15 protein-coding genes are annotated in these 15,146 nt (G+C 73.0%); 11 read left to right on the top strand and 4 right to left on the bottom strand.

All coding sequences use genetic code 11. The features are described 5' to 3' along the window. Positions 1–19 precede the first annotated feature (19 nt). On the bottom strand, positions 20–889 hold the full coding sequence (locus ACZ5GP_RS29735; RefSeq protein ID WP_468753784.1) for a biotin--[acetyl-CoA-carboxylase] ligase: 870 nt from the start codon (positions 887–889) through the stop codon (positions 20–22). 124 nt (positions 890–1,013) lie between these two features. Between ACZ5GP_RS29735 and ACZ5GP_RS29730 the strand changes: the two genes are divergently transcribed. The 4 genes from ACZ5GP_RS29730 to ACZ5GP_RS29715 all read left to right on the top strand — a co-directional run bounded on the left by ACZ5GP_RS29730 (position 1,014) and on the right by ACZ5GP_RS29715 (position 3,707). Then, positions 1,014–2,597: an acyl-CoA carboxylase subunit beta gene (locus ACZ5GP_RS29730; protein ID WP_468753783.1), complete on the top strand. Its 1,584-nt coding sequence runs from the start codon at positions 1,014–1,016 to the stop codon at positions 2,595–2,597. A 53-nt stretch (positions 2,598–2,650) separates the two neighbouring features. After that, on the top strand, positions 2,651–2,857 hold the full coding sequence (locus tag ACZ5GP_RS29725; protein ID WP_468753782.1) for an acyl-CoA carboxylase subunit epsilon: 207 nt from the start codon (positions 2,651–2,653) through the stop codon (positions 2,855–2,857). A 73-nt stretch (positions 2,858–2,930) separates the two neighbouring features. Beyond that, the gene (gene mmpB, locus ACZ5GP_RS29720; protein WP_358590315.1) at positions 2,931–3,059 is read left to right on the top strand and encodes a morphogenic membrane protein MmpB; all 129 of its coding nucleotides are present in this window, start codon (positions 2,931–2,933) and stop codon (positions 3,057–3,059) included. Positions 3,060–3,101: 42 nt separating this feature from the next. Next, entirely contained in the window at positions 3,102–3,707 is a 606-nt protein-coding gene (locus ACZ5GP_RS29715; RefSeq protein ID WP_468753781.1) for a Maf family protein, read from the top strand. Here ACZ5GP_RS29715 and ACZ5GP_RS29710 read toward each other — a convergent pair. Continuing rightward, entirely contained in the window at positions 3,688–4,104 is a 417-nt protein-coding gene (locus ACZ5GP_RS29710; protein WP_468753780.1) for a hypothetical protein, read from the bottom strand. The two genes, ACZ5GP_RS29715 and ACZ5GP_RS29710, sit on opposite strands and share 20 nt — an antisense overlap. 341 nt (positions 4,105–4,445) lie before the next feature. Between ACZ5GP_RS29710 and ACZ5GP_RS29705 the strand changes: the two genes are divergently transcribed. The 4 genes from ACZ5GP_RS29705 (at position 4,446) to ACZ5GP_RS29690 (ending at position 8,170) form a co-directional block, all read left to right on the top strand. Further along, on the top strand, positions 4,446–6,221 hold the full coding sequence (locus tag ACZ5GP_RS29705; RefSeq protein ID WP_468753779.1) for an acetyl/propionyl/methylcrotonyl-CoA carboxylase subunit alpha: 1,776 nt from the start codon (positions 4,446–4,448) through the stop codon (positions 6,219–6,221). A gap of 179 nt (positions 6,222–6,400) precedes the next feature. Then, on the top strand, positions 6,401–7,282 hold the full coding sequence (locus ACZ5GP_RS29700; RefSeq protein ID WP_468753778.1) for a hypothetical protein: 882 nt from the start codon (positions 6,401–6,403) through the stop codon (positions 7,280–7,282). Then, positions 7,282–7,461 (top strand): hypothetical protein, encoded by a 180-nt coding sequence (locus ACZ5GP_RS29695; protein WP_468753777.1) that lies wholly within the window; start codon positions 7,282–7,284, stop codon positions 7,459–7,461. Before ACZ5GP_RS29700 ends, ACZ5GP_RS29695 begins: the two co-directional genes overlap by 1 nt. 145 nt (positions 7,462–7,606) lie before the next feature. Next, the gene (locus ACZ5GP_RS29690) at positions 7,607–8,170 is read left to right on the top strand and encodes a TetR/AcrR family transcriptional regulator (protein ID WP_468753886.1); all 564 of its coding nucleotides are present in this window, start codon (positions 7,607–7,609) and stop codon (positions 8,168–8,170) included. Between the two features lie 43 nt (positions 8,171–8,213). Here ACZ5GP_RS29690 and ACZ5GP_RS29685 read toward each other — a convergent pair whose 3' ends face one another. Both ACZ5GP_RS29685 and ACZ5GP_RS29680 read right to left on the bottom strand, forming a co-directional pair. Then, positions 8,214–9,185 (bottom strand): DeoR/GlpR family DNA-binding transcription regulator, encoded by a 972-nt coding sequence (locus tag ACZ5GP_RS29685; RefSeq protein WP_468753776.1) that lies wholly within the window; start codon positions 9,183–9,185, stop codon positions 8,214–8,216. Positions 9,186–9,363: 178 nt separating this feature from the next. Continuing rightward, positions 9,364–10,812, bottom strand: coding sequence for an NAD(P)H-quinone dehydrogenase (locus tag ACZ5GP_RS29680; RefSeq protein ID WP_468753775.1), 1,449 nt, complete (start codon positions 10,810–10,812; stop codon positions 9,364–9,366). Between the two features lie 120 nt (positions 10,813–10,932). Between ACZ5GP_RS29680 and ACZ5GP_RS29675 the strand changes: the two genes are divergently transcribed. The 3 genes from ACZ5GP_RS29675 (at position 10,933) to ACZ5GP_RS29665 (ending at position 14,967) form a co-directional block, all read left to right on the top strand. Continuing rightward, a complete protein-coding gene (locus ACZ5GP_RS29675) occupies positions 10,933–11,370 on the top strand; it encodes a gamma-glutamylcyclotransferase family protein (RefSeq protein WP_468753774.1) in 438 nt (145 codons plus the stop codon). A gap of 101 nt (positions 11,371–11,471) precedes the next feature. Further along, positions 11,472–12,296, top strand: a complete 825-nt coding sequence (locus ACZ5GP_RS29670; protein ID WP_358589823.1) for a purine-nucleoside phosphorylase — start codon at positions 11,472–11,474, stop codon at positions 12,294–12,296. A gap of 1,027 nt (positions 12,297–13,323) precedes the next feature. After that, positions 13,324–14,967 carry a phospho-sugar mutase gene (locus ACZ5GP_RS29665; RefSeq protein WP_468753773.1) on the top strand — a complete coding sequence of 548 codons (1,644 nt, stop codon included), beginning with the start codon at positions 13,324–13,326 and terminating at the stop codon, positions 14,965–14,967. Positions 14,968–15,146: the final 179 nt, after the last annotated feature.

Below are 15,146 nucleotides of genomic sequence, written 5' to 3'. Positions count from 1 at the left end.
TCCGGCACTCCGGCGCTCGTCAGCCTGCCGGCCGCAGATGCACGATGTCCCCCGCCCCGACCGGCTCCTGCACGCCGTCCTGCGTGGCCAGGACCAGACGGCCGTCGCCGTCCACCGCCACCGCCTCCCCCACGACGGCCCGCTCCCCGGGGAGTTCCGCGCGCACCCGGCGCCCGAGCGTCGCGCAGCCCGCCGCGTACGCCTCCTGGAGCCTGGACGCGCCCGGGTCGCCGTCCGCGTCCCGCCACACCCCGTACCAGTGCTCCAGGGACCGCAGCACGGCCCGCAGCAGTGTGTCCCGGTCCGTGGTGGTGGCCCCGGCGAGCGCGAGCGACCCGGCCGTGGGCACCGGCAGCTCGTCCTCACGCAGCGTGACGTTGAGCCCGATGCCGATGACGACTCCGCCGCCGGACCCGACGGGACCCCCGGCGCGCTCCACGAGGATGCCTCCCGCCTTCCGCTCCTGCTCACCGACCGTGACCAGGAGGTCGTTGGGCCACTTGAGTGCCGTGTCCACGCCGGCCACCCGGGACAGGCCCGAGGCGACGGCGACGCCGGTGAGCAGCGGCAGCCACCCCCACCGCTCGACGGGCACCTCGGCGGGCTTGAGCAGCACGGAGAAGAAGAGCCCGGAACGGGCGGGCGCCGACCACCGGCGGTCCAGGCGGCCGCGCGCCGCGCTCTGCTCCTCGGCGACCAGCACGGCCCCCTCGGCCAGGTCCCCGGCCCGGGCCGCCAGGTCGGTGTTGGTGGACCCGGTGGTGGGCACCACGTCCAGGGAGGTCCACAGCCCGCCCTCCCGCAGCAGGGCCCGCCGCAGGGAGGCGGCGTTCAGGGGCGGTCGCGCGAGGTCGGACCAGCGGTTGTCTTCAGCATCTGGCGGCGTCATGCAAGCCACCCTAGGTGTGGCAAACGCCGCACTGCCGAACGGTATCCGCGCCGATACGCTACGGGTCAGTAGCCAGCCGCAAGCCGCCATACGCACCTTTGAGCAGGCAGGGAGCCGCATCCCTATGTCCGAGATCGACATCCACACGACCGCCGGAAAGCTCGCGGACCTCCAGCGCCGCATCGAGGAGGCGACGCACGCGGGATCGGCCCGCGCGGTCGAGAAGCAGCACGCCAAGGGGAAGTTGACGGCGCGCGAACGGGTCGGGCTGCTGCTCGACGAGGGCTCCTTCGTCGAGTTCGACGAGTTCGCCCAGCACCGCTCGACGCAGTTCGGCCTGGAGAAGAACAGGCCGTACGGCGACGGCGTGGTGACCGGTTACGGCACCGTCGACGGCCGCCCCGTGGCGGTGTTCTCGCAGGACTTCACCGTCTTCGGCGGTGCGCTCGGCGAGGTCTTCGGCCAGAAGATCGTCAAGGTCATGGACTTCGCGCTGAAGACCGGCTGCCCGGTCATCGGCATCAACGACTCCGGCGGCGCCCGCATCCAGGAGGGCGTCATGGCCCTGGGCATGTACGGCGAGATCTTCCGCCGCAACACCCACGCCTCCGGCGTGATCCCGCAGATCTCCCTGGTCGTCGGGCCGTGCGCGGGCGGCGCGGTCTACTCCCCCGCCATCACCGACTTCACGGTCATGGTCGACCAGACCTCGCACATGTTCATCACCGGGCCCGACGTCATCAAGACCGTCACCGGGGAGGACGTCGGCTTCGAGGAGCTGGGCGGCGCCCGCACCCACAACGCCACCTCGGGCGTGGCGCACCACATGGCGGGCGACGAGAAGGACGCCATCGAGTACGTCAAGTCGCTCCTGTCGTACCTGCCCTCGAACAACCTCAGCCAGCCCCCGGCCTTCCCCGAGGAGGCGGACCTGGCGCTCACCGACGAGGACCGCGAGCTGGACACGCTGATCCCGGACAGCGCGAACCAGCCCTACGACATGCACGGCGTGATCGAACACGCCCTGGACGACGGCGAGTTCTTCGAGACGCAGCCGCTGTTCGCGCCGAACATCCTCACCGGCTTCGGCCGCGTGGAGGGCCACCCGGTGGGCATCGTCGCCAACCAGCCGATGCAGTTCGCCGGCTGCCTGGACATCGACGCCTCCGAGAAGGCCGCGCGGTTCGTGCGCACCTGCGACGCGTTCAACGTGCCGGTCCTGACCTTCGTGGACGTCCCCGGCTTCCTGCCGGGCGTCGAGCAGGAGCACACGGGCATCATCCGCCGCGGCGCGAAGCTGATCTACGCCTACGCCGAGGCCACCGTCCCGCTCATCACGATCATCACCCGCAAGGCCTTCGGCGGCGCGTACGACGTCATGGGCTCCAAGCACCTGGGCGCCGACCTGAACCTCGCCTGGCCCACCGCGCAGATCGCGGTGATGGGCGCGCAGGGCGCGGTGAACGTCCTGCACCGGCGCACCATCGCCGCGGCCGGCGACGAGGAGGCCCAGGAGGCGGCGCGCGCGAAGCTGATCCAGGAGTACGAGGACGCGCTGCTCAACCCGTACACGGCCGCCGAGCGCGGCTACATCGACGCGGTGATCATGCCGTCGGAGACCCGCTCGCACCTCGTGCGGGGCCTGCGGCAACTGCGTACGAAGCGGGAGTCCCTGCCCCCGAAGAAGCACGGCAACATCCCCCTCTAGTCCCCCTAGTCCCCCTAGTCCCCCTAGTCCCCCTAGTCCCCCAGGGAGCGGTCATGATCAAGGTCGTACGGGGCAACCCGACCCCGGAGGAGCTGGCCGCCGCGCTCGCGGTGGTCCAGGCGCGCGCCGCGGCGGTGGCGAACCAGCCGTCCGGCGCGCCCGCGCCGCCCGACGCGTGGGCCGACCCGGCCCGGGTGGCCCGCGACCGCCTGCCGGCCCCCGGCCCCACGGCATGGGGCCGCACGTACTGGCCCGCCTAGGCAGAGTGGGCCGGGGGAACCTGAGTACGCGTACTCAGGCGTCCCCGGCCCGCGCGGGCGCAGTATCGGAGTCATGCTGTGGTCGGATCCGGAGAACAACCCGCCCGAGGACATGCGGGACATGCAGGCGAAGATGCGCCGCGCGGGATTCGTCCTCGCCCTGGCCATGGTGATCGCGATGATCGTCCTCGGCATCCACTGAGCGCGACTCCGCCGCGTCCGTGCGCTCGCTACGCTGACCGGCATGAACGATCAGCCGCGCCGTCTCGTCCTCGCCTCGCAGTCCCCCGCCCGTCTCGCCCTGCTCCGGCAGGCGGGCCTCGCGCCCGAGGTGATCGTCAGCGGGGTCGACGAGGACAAGGTCACCGCGCCCACCCCCGCCGAACTGGCCCTCGCGCTCGCCGAGGCGAAGGCCTCCGTCGTCGCCGCGCGGCCCGAGGCCAAGGGCGCTCTGGTGATCGGCTGCGACTCCGTCCTGGAGCTGGACGGCCAGGCCCTCGGCAAGCCCGCCGACGCCGCGGAGGCGACCGCCCGCTGGCAGGCCATGCGCGGCCGCGCGGGCGTCCTGCAGACGGGCCACTGCGTCCACGACACCCTCACGGGGAAGTACGCCTCGGCGACGGCGTCGACCGTCGTGCGCTTCGGCGAGCCCACCGACGAGGAGATCGCCGCGTATGTCGCGAGCGGTGAACCGCTGCACGTGGCGGGCGCCTTCACGCTGGACGGCCGCTCGGCGCCGTTCATCGACGGCATCGAGGGCGACCACGGCAACGTCATCGGCCTCTCGCTGCCGCTGCTGCGCCGCCTGCTCGGTCAACTGGGCGTGGGCATCACGCGGTTGTGGGCGTAGGGCGGGCCGCCCTGTCGTAGGCCACGAGCGGCAGGACGATCAGGCCGAGCACGGCCATCATGAACACGAAGGCGGACCAGCCCACCGGGCCGACGCAGAAGGCGCCGAGCACGCCGTGCACGACCGCGCAGCCGATCAGCAGCAGGCTCCCGAAGCGGCCCGGCGCGCGGTCGCGGAGGCCGACGAGCGCCAGCAGGACGCCGCACAGCGCCAGATAGCCGCCGAGGAGGGCGCCGCCGATCCAGGCCGCGACGGTCATCGCGTGCGGGTCGAGGCCGGCCAGGGACATCTTCTGGTTGTCGACGACAAGGCCGAGGAACCAGTTGAGGAGCACGATCCCGACCGCCTCCACGAGGAGAACGATCGCGCCCACCCAGGCCACCGGTCTGCGCGCCACGGCACCCACCCTCTTTCCGCCCCGCTGTTACCGCCAGTACGGTCGAACATCGCGCACGCTACACGGCCCCGCGTCGGGCCGCGGGCAAAGAATCATTGGGCCATTCGTAGGGACTCCACAAAGAATGAGTCCGTGCCGCGGTGTGGCTTCACAGAGACCTTGACCACACCGGAGGGCTAGGCTGCCGGGCAGGAACCCCGCGTACCGTGGTGGGACAAGGGTTTTCGCGGTTCGAGCGGGCCTCGCATCACACTCCGTGTGGGCAAGCTCACCCTTGGGGACGGGTCGTACAGCCGTGTCGGCAGTCCCTAAACTCGGCTTGTTTCAAGGAGGGAGCCATCGTGCGCAAGGTGCTCATCGCCAACCGTGGCGAAATCGCTGTCCGCGTTGCTCGGGCATGCCGGGACGCTGGGATCGCGAGCGTAGCCGTCTACGCAGATCCTGACCGGGACGCCCTGCATGTCCGGGCGGCCGATGAGGCGTTCGCGCTGGGCGGTGACACTCCGGCCACCAGCTACCTGGACTTCTCCAAGGTGCTGGCCGCGGCCAAGGATTCGGGGGCGGACGCGATCCACCCCGGTTACGGCTTCCTTTCGGAGAACGCCGACTTCGCGCAGGCCGTCATCGACGCGGGCCTGAACTGGATCGGCCCGCCCCCGCAGGCCATCCGCGACCTGGGCGACAAGGTCGCCGCCCGGCACATCGCGCAGCGCGCCGGCGCTCCGCTGGTGGCGGGTACGCCGGACCCGGTCTCCGGTGCCGAGGAGGTCGTCGCCTTCGCCGAGGAGCACGGCCTGCCCATCGCCATCAAGGCGGCGTTCGGCGGTGGCGGGCGCGGCCTGAAGGTCGCCCGCACCCTCGAAGAGGTCCCGGAGCTCTACGACTCCGCGGTGCGCGAGGCGGTGGCCGCCTTCGGCCGCGGCGAGTGCTTCGTGGAGCGCTACCTCGACAAGCCGCGGCACGTGGAGACCCAGTGCCTGGCCGACAAGCACGGCAACGTGGTCGTCGTCTCCACCCGTGACTGCTCGCTGCAGCGCCGCCACCAGAAGCTGGTGGAGGAGGCCCCGGCGCCCTTCCTCTCCGAGGCGCAGGTCGCCGAGTTGTACGCCTCGTCCAAGGCGATCCTCAAGGAGGCCGGCTACGTCGGCGCGGGCACCGTCGAGTTCCTCGTCGGTGTGGACGGCACGATCTCCTTCCTCGAGGTCAACACCCGTCTCCAGGTGGAGCACCCGGTCACCGAGGAGGTCGCCGGCATCGACCTGGTCCGGGAGATGTTCCGCATCGCCGACGGCGAGGAACTCGGCTACGGCGACCCCGAACTGCGCGGCCACTCCTTCGAGTTCCGCATCAACGGCGAGGACCCGGGCCGCAACTTCCTGCCCGCGCCCGGCACGGTGACGAAGTTCGAGGCCCCCTCCGGTCCCGGTGTCCGCCTGGACGCGGGCGTGGAGTCCGGCTCGGTCATCGGCCCGGCCTGGGACTCGCTCCTGGCCAAGCTGGTCGTCACCGGCGCCACCCGTGAGCAGGCCCTCCAGCGCGCGGCCCGCGCGCTGGATGAGTTCACCGTGGAGGGCATGGCCACCGCCATCCCCTTCCACCGCGCCGTCGTCAAGGACCCGGCGTTCGCCCCCGAACTGACCGGCTCCAGCGACCCGTTCACGGTCCACACCCGGTGGATCGAGACCGAGTTCGTCAACGAGATCCCGGCCTTCACCGCGCCCGCCACGGACGCCGAGGCCGACGAGGAGCCGGGCCGCGAGACGGTCGTCGTCGAGGTCGGCGGCAAGCGTCTGGAGGTCTCCCTGCCCTCCTCGCTGGGCATGACCATCGCGCGCACCGCGGCCGCGGGCGGGGCCCGCCCCAAGCGCCGCGCGGCCAAGAAGTCCGGCCCGGCCGCCTCCGGCGACACCCTGGCCTCGCCCATGCAGGGCACCATCGTCAAGATCGCGGTGGAGGAGGGGCAAGAGGTCAACGAAGGCGACCTCATCGTCGTCCTGGAGGCGATGAAGATGGAACAGCCCCTGAACGCGCACCGCTCGGGCACGATCAAGGGCCTCACCGCGGAGGTGGGCGCCAGCCTGACCTCCGGCGCGGTGATCTGCGAGATCAAGGACTGATCCTGGTCCTCGGACGCCGGACGGGCTGAATTTCCGGGTATATCAAGCCCGTCCGGTGTTCGAGGACCGACTCGGCGGAGCCCGTGATCGACGGGTCGCGCTGCGGGGCACCCCCGCAACCGGCCCGCCCCCGCCCCGCGTCCTCCCCCACGCAGAACCGAGGGCCACGGGGGGCTTCAGTGACACGCACAGGGGAATTACTGGCGCTGCTGACCGCCGCGGGTGCCCTCGCCGGCACCGGGTGGCTCGCGGCGACCGCCGAGGCCGGGCAGCGCTACGAGGCGGGGCTCGTCCTCGGCCTCGCCGCAGGGCTCGCCGTGGCGCTCCTGCGGCGCTTCACCGCGCTGCCGCCGGGCCGGCGCCGCCCCTACACCTACGCCCTGCCGCTCCCCGCGCCCGACTGGCGCGCCCCACTGCCGGACCCGGCCGGCGACCCCGACGCCCTGCGCCCGTACGCCGAGCGGCGCGCGCGGCTCCTGAGCGACGCGTCCGCGCTCGGCGGCTCGCTGCGGTACAGCTGCGCGCTGGCGCCCCGGCTGCGGGACGAGCTGGCCGCCTTCGCCACCACGGCCTCCATCCAGGCGAGCAACTGCGTGCTGTATCCCGCGGGCGACGGGCCGAGCAGCCCCGATCCCGCGTACGACGCCGCGTACGCCCTGGGGGAGCTGGTGGCCGCCGTGGAGTTCAGCCGGCTCGGGCTGCGGGCCGTGGAGGCCCTGGTGACCGAGCGGCCGCTGCGCGCCGATCCGCCCTGCTACTTCAATCCGCTGCACGAGCGCGGCCACGCCCGCCTGGCGATCGGGGACGCCGAGGAGGCCGCCGTCTGCCACGGCTGCGCCCGGCGGCCGGCGCCGCTGCTCGTGCCGTCGGCGGCCGGGCCCGTGCCCTACCACGACAGTGACGCCGTCGACCCGCGCTGGCGGCTGCTCGGTTACGGCGCGCTCGTCCCGGACAGCGGCGCCGCGATGATCGCCGCCGCCAAGGACAGCTGCCACGCGCCGCCGCGCGGTCGCGGCCCTCGCGGGGACCGGGTCAAGGCGCTCCGCGCGAGGGTGAGTTGATGATCATGGAAGAGCTGGTGGCCGGGGTGCTGAGCGGGCTCGCCGTCGGCACCTGTGTGACGTACCCCCTGGTGCTGTGGCTGGTCCGGAACCTCCGTGGGGGCGGTCTGCCGCCGCACCGGCGCGAACGCAGGGCGCGGGCGGAGCTGGAGGCCTTCTTCGGCCCCGGGGAGGCATGAGCGGGGCCGCGCGGGACGTGACCTCCGCCGATCTCGCCCGGGGCGGCAGTGGCATCCTTGAAGGACGCGTACGTTCACGAAGGGTGCGGGGATGACGACCGGCATGGACCAGCAGGCGGGTGCGGCGCAGCAGTCCACGCGGGCCATGCGGGCCGACGCGCGCCGGAACTACGACCGGCTGCTCGCACAGGCCCGGGCGGCCTTCGCCGAGCACGGCACGGGCACCTCGCTGGAGGACGTGGCGCGCCGCGCGGGCGTCGGCATCGGCACGCTCTACCGGCACTTCCCCAACCGGCACGCGCTGATGAGCGCGGTCTGGGAGGACGCGGTCAGCGATCTCCTCGCCCGCTCGCGGGCGCTGCTCGACGATCCGCAGCCCTGTTCAGCGCTGGTGACGTGGCTGCGCGCCATCGTCACCCACGCGGGTGAGTACCGCGGTCTGTCCAGCGCCCTCATGTCGGCGTCGCAGGACGACAGTTCGGCGCTGGCCCGGTGCAGCGCGCCCATGCGGCAGGCGGGCGCGGCGCTGCTCGCCCGCGCGCAGGAGGCGGGGGCCGTGCGGCCCGACGTCTCCATCTCCGACCTGTTGCAGCTGACCAACGCGATCTCCCTGGCGGCGGAGCAGACCCCGGACGATCCGGAGCTGGCCGACCGGCTGCTCACGCTGACCCTGCGGGGCCTGAAGGCCGACGGCCGCGCGGCGGCGTGAGCACCGCGCCGCCCGTCCCCGGCCGCCTCGGCCCCACCCCCGGTCAGCGGCGGCGCAGATCCGCGACGCGCGCGGTCCGCTCCCCCGGCGGCTGTTCCGCGAGGAGGGCGTTGCGCAGCTGTTGACCCGGGCCCGCCCCGTGGTTGCGCCGCTGGCCCGGCAGGGGCACGTCCCGGCGCGGCGGGCGGCCCCCCTGAGCGGAATCAGCGCCGGGCCCGGCGCCGGGGCCCGCGGAGCCGCCCGTCACCGCGATCTGGACGCCCTGGTCGGCCAGGGCCTGTAGTTCCGTGCCCGCCCGGTCGTCGTGCGCCGGGGGCTCGTCGGTGACCAGGCGGGTGATGACGTCCGTCGGCACCGTCTGGAACATCGTGTCGGTGCCGAGCTTGGTGTGGTCGGCGAGGACCACGACCTCGGAGGCCGCCTGCACCAGCGCCCGGTCCACGCTCGCGGAGAGCATGTTGGACGTGGACAGACCGCGCTCGGCGGTCAGACCACTGCCCGACAGGAACGCGCGCGACACCCGCAGCCCTTGCAGGGACTGCTCCGCCCCGCTGCCCACGAGGGCGTAGTTGGAGCCGCGCAGGGTGCCGCCGGTCATGACGACCTCCACCCGGTTGGCGTGGGCCAACGCCTGGGCGACCAGCAGCGAGTTGGTGACGACGGTCAGGCCGGGGACCCGCGCGAGCCGTCGGGCCAGCTCCTGCGTGGTCGTCCCCGCCCCGACGACGATGGCCTCGCCTTCTTCGACGAGTCCCGCCGCGAGGTCGGCGATGGCCGTCTTCTCGGCGGTCGCGAGATGTGATTTCTGCGGAAAGCCGGACTCCCGCGTGAATCCGCCCGGCAATACCGCACCGCCATGTCGGCGGTCGAGGAGTCCTTCTGCCTCCAGCGCGCGCACGTCCCGCCGTACGGTCACTTCGGAGGTCTGGACGACGCGGGCGAGCTCGCGGAGCGATACCGCTCCGTTGGCCCGCACCATTTCGAGGATCAATTGGCGACGTTCTGCAGCGAACACGAAACTGACAGTAACCCCAACGACCGTCTGCTTTCAGCAGTATGCGCCGAATAACAGAAGTTGTTCGCACGGCAGCACAGGAAGTGGTATAGCTGCCCATCTCCCCGGCCTATGCCGCGCGAATGGGTGACAACAGCGCGTGACCTGCGGCGCGTTGCGCCAAGGAGCGCCGCCCCGGTCAGCCCTCGCCCGCCGTCTTCCGCGTGTGGAGCTGGCGCGCCACCTCCGCGATCGACCCCGAAAGCGAGGGGTACACGGTGAACGCGTTCGCGATCTGCTCGACCGTCAGATTGTTGTCGACCGCGATCGAGATGGGGTGGATCAGTTCCGAGGCGCGCGGTGCGACGACCACACCGCCGACCACGATGCCCGTACCCGGCCGGCAGAAGATCTTGACGAAGCCGTCGCGGATGCCCTGCATCTTCGCGCGCGGGTTGCGCAGCAGCGGGAGCTTGACGACGCGCGCGTCGATCTTGCCCGCGTCGACGTCGGCCTGGCTGTAGCCGACGGTGGCGATCTCCGGGTCGGTGAAGACGTTCGCCGAGACGGTCTTCAGGTTCAGCGGCGTCACCGCGTCGCCCAGGAAGTGGTACATCGCGATGCGCCCCTGCATGGCGGCGACGGAGGCGAGCGCGAAGACCCCGGTGACGTCACCGGCCGCGTAGACCCCCGGGGCAGACGTCCTGGAGACCTTGTCGGTCCAGATGTGCCCGGAGTCCTTGAGCTTGACCCCGGCCTCCTCCAGACCCATGCCGCTGCTGTTGGGGATGGCGCCGACGGCCATCAGGCAGTGCGTGCCGGAGATGACGCGCCCGTCGGCCAGTGTGACCTCCACGCGGTCGCCCACGCGCTTGGCGGAGGCGGCGCGGGAGCGGGACATGACGTTCATGCCGCGCCGCCGGAAGACGTCCTCCAGGACGGCGGCGGCGTCGGGGTCCTCGCCGGGCAGCACGCGGTCGCGGCTGGACACCAGGGTGACGTTCGAGCCGAGCGCCTGGTAGGCGCCGGCGAACTCGGCGCCCGTGACGCCCGAACCGACCACGATGAGCTCCTCGGGCAGCTCGTCGAGGTCGTAGACCTGGGTCCAGTTCAGGATCCGCTCGCCGTCGGGCAGGGCGTCCGGGACCTCGCGCGGGTGGCCGCCGGTCGCGATGAGCACGGCGTCGGCGACGAGGGTCTCCTCGCTGCCGTCGGCGGCCCGCACGACGACCTTGCGGGAGCCGTCGGACTCCTGCTGGCCCTCCAGACGGCCGCGGCCGCGCAGCACGCGTGCGCCCGCCCGCGTGACGGACGCGGTGATGTCGTGGGACTGCGCGAGCGCGAGGCGCTTCACCCGCCGGTTGACCTTGCCCAGGTCCACGCCGACCACGCGCGCGGGCGTGTCGATGTGCGGGGTGTCGTCCGCGACGATGATCCCCAGCTCCTCGTACGAGGAGTCGAAGGTGGTCATCACCTCGGCCGTCGCGATCAGGGTCTTCGACGGCACGCAGTCGGTGAGCACCGACGCCCCGCCCAGACCGTCGCAGTCGACGACGGTCACCTCCGCGCCGAGCTGGGCGGCCACCAGGGCCGCCTCGTATCCGCCGGGTCCGCCGCCAATGATCACGATCCGAGTCACGTACTCCATTGTCCCGCACGCTCGCGGACGGGGACGCGCCGGGGCCACCGTCCGGGCGAGCCCCTTCCGCGCGGGCGGTACTCCCGCCGCGGGACCTGCGTTCTTGATTGCTGCCGTACCCTCGACCACATGTCGCTCTACGCCGCGTACGCCGGCAATCTGGATCCGCGGCTCATGTCACGCCGCGCCCCGCACTCACCGCTGCGCGCGACCGGCTGGCTGACCGGCTGGCGGCTCACCTTCGGCGGGGAGCACATGGGGTGGGAGGGCGCCCTCGCGACGATCGTCGAGGCACCTCGCTCGCAGGTCTTCGTCACCCTCTACGACATCGCGCCCATGGACGAGGATTCCATGGACCGGTGGGAGGGCGTGGGCCTGGACATCTACCGGCGCATGCGGGTCCGCGTGGACACCCTGGAGGGCAAGGAGCCCGCCTGGGTGTACGTCCTCAACGGCTACGAGGGCGGCCTTCCGTCGGCGCGCTACCTCGGTGAGCTGGCCGACGCGGCGGAGACGGCCGGGGCGCCCCACGACTACGTGATGGAGCTGCGCAAGAGGCCCTGCTAGCGGCCTCGACGTCGTCTCGTCGGAAACGACAAGACAACGATCGGAATCCCGTGAGCATCGTCATCTACGCGCGTAGGACTTAACCGGCTACTCTCGTCGGCGTGAACGCTTCAGTTATTCCGGACGACATCCAGGGCGACCCCTACGCCGCCGCCGACGCCGCCGCCGCGCGGCTGCGCGAGCTGACGGGCGCCGAGACCCACGACGTCGCCCTCGTGATGGGCTCCGGCTGGGCGCCGGCCGTCGACGCGCTGGGCGAGCCCGAGGCCGACTTCGCCGTCACCGAGCTGCCCGGCTTCCCGCCGCCGGCGGTCGAGGGGCACGGCGGGCGCATCCGCTCCTTCCAGATCGGCGACAAGCGCGCCCTGGTCTTCCTGGGCCGCACCCACTACTACGAGGGCCGCGGCGTGGCCGCCGTCTCGCACGGCGTGCGCACCGCGGTGGCCGCCGGCTGCAAGACGATCGTGCTGACCAACGGCTGCGGCGGTCTGCGCGAGGGCATGCGTCCCGGGCAGCCGGTGCTGATCAGCGACCACCTCAACCTCACGGCGACCTCCCCGATCGTCGGCGCGAACTTCGTCGACCTGACGGACCTGTACTCGCCTCGGCTGCGCGCCCTGTGCAAGGAGATCGACCCCTCCCTGGAGGAGGGTGTCTACGCGCAGTTCCCCGGCCCGCACTACGAGACGCCGGCGGAGATCCGCATGGCCCGCGCGATCGGCGCGGACCTGGTGGGCATGTCCACCGTCCTGGAGGCCATCGCCGCGCGTGAGGCCGGGGCGGAGGTGCTGGGCATCTCCCTGGTCACGAACCTTGCCGCGGGCATGACGGGGGAGCCGCTGAACCACGAAGAGGTCCTCCAGGCGGGGCGGGACAGCGCCACGCGCATGGGTGAGCTGCTCGGCAAGGTCCTCAACCGGATCTGACGGGGGCGTCTTGACCGGGGTCCTTGCCGTTGCCCCGGGTCCCGGCTCGCTCTCCGGCGCTCCGCGCCGGGTCTCCCACCCACCCACCCGTTTACCCCGCACACACCGGCGAGGTAGGGGCGTTCGCCCCCGCGCGGGTGGGTGGGTGGGCGGGACCGTTTACCCCGCACGAACCGGCGAGGTAGGGGTGTGGCCACCCGCGGGTGGGTGGGACCGTTTGCTCCGCACCAACCAGCGAGGTAGGGGCATGCCCCCCCCCCCGCGGGTGGGTGGGGGGACCGTTACCCCGTACCAACCGGCGGGGTAGGGGCGTGGCCCCGCGCGGTGGGTGGGACCGTTTGCCCCGAACCAACCAGCGGGGCAGGGGCTTGGCCTCGCGCGGGTGGGTGGGGCCGTTTGCTCCGCACCAACCGGCGGGGCAGGAGCCCGGGGCGGGCGGCCCGGGGTCCGGACGGGTCGGGCGGCCCATGCACCACAGCCGGCGCCCTCCCGCCGCCCGGCCGGCCGGACGGAACAGCCGGACGAAGAACACCACCGGACCGGCCCGGACGGAACAGATGGACGAAGAACGCCACCGGACCGGACCGGCCCGGACGGCACGGACGGAGCCCTGGCCCCGGCGGGCCCGTGCCACCGGCCCGCGGGCCGGATCGAGACGCGAGGGGACGTGCCGGTATGTCCGCCCGGAGCACGGTGCCCGCCCCCCGGGGCCACCGAAGCGAAAGGGCGCCCGGGCCTAGATGGCGAGGACGGACATACCGGCGCGGCCCCGCCCCAAAACCAACCGGGGCAACCCCGCGACACCCGCACACGGCAAAACCACCCACCCCCAGACCACCCGGGGACACGGCACCAGCACGACCCGCCACCCCCCGACCAACCGGGGCGGCACCCCCGCCCGCCGCCCTTAGAAACAACCGGGGTAGGCATACCCCGACCGCCCCACCCCGCCCCCCCCAGGACACACCGCCGACCGCTACAGCGACCGCCGCAACGAGAGGCTGACGACCCCGTGCAGGACCACCCCGTGCAGGACAACTCCGAACTCATCGCGCGAGCCCGGGCCTGGCTGGCCGAGGACCCGGATCCCGAGACCCGCGACGAGCTGGCCGAGCTCATCGACGCGCAGGACATCGCCGAGCTGACGGCGCGTTTCGCCGGCACCCTCCAGTTCGGCACGGCGGGCCTGCGCGGCGAGCTGGGCGCGGGCCCCCTGCGGATGAACCGCTCCGTGGTCATCCGCGCCGCCGCGGGCCTCGCCGCGTACCTGAAGGCCGAGGGGCACACGGACGGCCTCGTCGTCGTCGGGTACGACGCCCGCCACAAGTCCGCGGACTTCGCCCGCGACACCGCCGCCGTGATGACCGGCGCCGGACTGCGGGCGGCCGTCCTCCCCCGCCCGCTGCCCACCCCCGTCCTGGCCTTCGCCATACGGCACCTCGGCGCGGTCGCGGGCGTGGAGGTCACCGCCAGCCACAACCCGCCCCGCGACAACGGCTACAAGGTCTACCTCGGCGACGGCTCGCAGATCGTGCCGCCCGCCGACGCGGAGATCGCCGCGCACATCGACGCGGTCGCGAGCCTGCACGACGTGCCCCGCCCGGAGTCCGGCTGGCAGACCCTCGCCGAGGACGTCCTGGAGGCCTACCTGGCCCGTACGGACGCCGTCCTGTCCCCGGAGTCCCCCCGCACCGCCCGCACCGTCTACACGGCGATGCACGGCGTCGGCAAGGAGACCCTCCTCGCCGCCTTCGACCGGGCGGGCTTCCCCGCCCCCACGCTCGTCGCCGAGCAGGCCGAGCCGGACCCGGACTTCCCGACGGTCGCGTTCCCGAACCCGGAGGAGCCGGGCGCGATGGACCTGGCCTTCGCGACGGCGGCCCGCACCACCCCCGCCCCGGACCTGATCATCGCCAACGACCCGGACGCCGACCGCTGCGCCGCGGCCGTCGTGGACGGCGGCGAGTGGCGGATGCTGCGGGGCGACGAGGTCGGCGCCCTGCTCGCCGCGCACCTCGTCGAGCGCGGTGCCCGCGGCACCTTCGCCGAGTCGATCGTCTCCTCCTCCCTCCTCGGCCGCATCGCCGAGAAGGCGGGCCTGCCGTACGAGGAGACGCTGACCGGCTTCAAGTGGATCGCCCGCGTCGAGGGCCTGCGCTACGGCTACGAGGAGGCGCTCGGCTACTGCGTGGACCCCGAGGGCGTACGCGACAAGGACGGCATCACCGCCGCGCTCCTCCTCACGGAGCTGGCGTCCGAGCTCAAGGAGGCGGGCCGCACCTTCCTCGACCTCCTGGACGACCTCGCCCTCCAGCACGGCCTGCACGCCACCGACCAGCTGTCGGTCCGGGTGGAGGACCTCTCCCTGATCGCGGACGCCATGCGTCGCCTGCGCGAGCAGCCGCCGACCGCGCTCGCGGGCCTGCCCGTGACGAAGGCCGAGGACCTGACGCGGGGCACGGAGACGCTGCCGCCCACGGACGGCCTGCGCTACACGCTGGACGGCGCCCGCGTCATCGTGCGGCCGAGCGGCACGGAGCCGAAGCTCAAGTGCTACCTCGAAGTGGTGGTCCCGGTGTCGGCCAAGTCCGAGCTGCCGGCGGCCCGCGCGCGGGCGACGGAGCTGCTCGCCGCGATCAAGCGGGACCTGTCGGCGGCCGCGGGCATCTGACCCGGGACGGGTGGCTCCGCCCCGGGAGCCACCCGTCCGAGTGATTCCACTCCCGCAGCTGCCGCAGCGGAACGCTGCGCCGCCGGTCCCCCAGGAAGGGACGACCGGTAGCGCACGTCCACCTCCGGGAGCCGCCGCAGTGCCGTACGGACCGATTCCCTCGACCGCCGCTCCCTCCC

It is taken from the genome of Streptomyces sp. NPDC031466, assembly GCF_055581265.1.
Note: the sequence above shows the minus strand (reverse complement) of the source record. Positions and strands in the feature narration are given on the sequence as shown.

Coding starts and splice junctions, on each gene's coding strand:
- ACZ5GP_RS29735 (WP_468753784.1), bottom strand. CDS start 889: ATGACGCCGCCAGATGCTGAAGACAACCGCTGGTCCGACCTCGCGCGA.
- ACZ5GP_RS29730 (WP_468753783.1), top strand. CDS start 1,014: ATGTCCGAGATCGACATCCACACGACCGCCGGAAAGCTCGCGGACCTC.
- ACZ5GP_RS29725 (WP_468753782.1), top strand. CDS start 2,651: ATGATCAAGGTCGTACGGGGCAACCCGACCCCGGAGGAGCTGGCCGCC.
- mmpB (WP_358590315.1), top strand. CDS start 2,931: ATGCTGTGGTCGGATCCGGAGAACAACCCGCCCGAGGACATGCGGGAC.
- ACZ5GP_RS29715 (WP_468753781.1), top strand. CDS start 3,102: ATGAACGATCAGCCGCGCCGTCTCGTCCTCGCCTCGCAGTCCCCCGCC.
- ACZ5GP_RS29695 (WP_468753777.1), top strand. CDS start 7,282: ATGATCATGGAAGAGCTGGTGGCCGGGGTGCTGAGCGGGCTCGCCGTC.
- ACZ5GP_RS29690 (WP_468753886.1), top strand. CDS start 7,607: ATGCGGGCCGACGCGCGCCGGAACTACGACCGGCTGCTCGCACAGGCC.
- ACZ5GP_RS29680 (WP_468753775.1), bottom strand. CDS start 10,812: ATGGAGTACGTGACTCGGATCGTGATCATTGGCGGCGGACCCGGCGGA.
- ACZ5GP_RS29675 (WP_468753774.1), top strand. CDS start 10,933: ATGTCGCTCTACGCCGCGTACGCCGGCAATCTGGATCCGCGGCTCATG.